Here is a 1,312-nt window from a genome sequence, read left to right on the forward strand (position 1 = left end):
TGTCCAGCGGATGGATGGGTAACAAACCAGACCGGATGGATAGGTAACAGTCGTTCATGGTTCGGTCCGCTGCGGGGCTGCGCTAGCGCAGCGCCGCAGCGTTGATGTTTTCTGGTCGACGATGCCGATCGGCATGTTGAAGAAGCGCACTTGCCATTGCCCCTCGGCGGTTTCCTCCACGGCAACTGTTTCACCAGCGAGAGCGCTGCAAAGATGGATGAGCTCGCCACGCCATTTGATCTCGCCGTTGGAGCGAACCTGGCGCACCGCCGCTCCGACCGGATAATTCGGCTCCGGAAGCCGACTGGGCATCGCACGAGGGGAAGCCTTGTAGACGCTGGCAGGTGGACGCTGCCCAAGTGCCTCATGCGGCCGTTCTTCGTTGTAGTCGCGCATAAATGCTGCGAACCGACGGGCTTGCGCGGCCTTGGTCGGCGGCGGTGGCCGCATGGCCTCCAGAAGCGTGAGGTGGAAACGCTCGTGTCGGCCATTCTGCTGCGGATGGCCGGGATCAATCCGTTCATGGCAGATGCCAAGCTTGATCCACCATACCGACAGCGCGGTCAGACCAGTGATCCCAGTCGAGGCGAACGGCGAGCCGTTGTCGGAGCGGATGATCTGCGGCAAGCCGTACTCGCGAAACGCCCGTTCCAGCAGGGGGTGGCACTCGGCATATTGCGTGCTGCCCGTCGCCGCCAAGCTAATCAAATAGCGGCTGAAGCCATCGGTCATCGTGAAGGGCTCAACGCGAGATCGGTCGCCCAGCCGGATCCAGCCCTTGTGATCGAGGGCCCAGACATGGTTGGCATGCTGAGGCACTGTCAGTTGTCCCATACGCGGCGGCGCTCGTCGCCGGACCCGACGGCTGTTCACCAGTCCAGCCCGCTTGAGAATCTCGCCTGCCGTCGAGGCTGACGGCCAATCGACATCCCCTTGACGGACCTCTAGCTTGCTGACGATCTTGCGCGGTCCCCAGCTCGGCCGCTCGAGCCGCAGCCCGACAATCGCATCCACAATGTGCTGCGGCGTCGCTCGCCCATGCACTCGCGCGGCATGGGAACGATCCTCAAGCCCGCTAGGCCCCTCCAACCGGTAGCGGTCCAGCCACTTGTAACCGGTCTTGCGGCTGATCTCGTAGCGCTCGCAGAGCTCTGTCATCGTCCACAAGCCGCTTCGCTGATCCGCTATGAAATCAATCCTCAGGTCCACTGTACAGCTCTCCCGCCAAGGCATCGGCTGATCCTCCCAGCCGACAGAGAACTGTCACCCATCCATCCGGTCTACCGTGTTACCTATCTATCCGGTCTGGACA

At 62.3% G+C, this 1,312-nt stretch carries 1 protein-coding gene; it reads right to left on the minus strand.

The annotated features are described in order from the left end of the window. Positions 1-54: 54 nt before the first annotated feature. Positions 55-1,209, minus strand: coding sequence for an integrase core domain-containing protein (locus AC1RQP_RS40145; protein WP_239628897.1), 1,155 nt, complete (start codon positions 1,207-1,209; stop codon positions 55-57). Between the last annotated feature and the right edge of the window lie 103 nt (positions 1,210-1,312).

The sequence above is a fragment of the Bradyrhizobium sp. GW821-FHT13H06 genome, assembly GCF_058803975.1.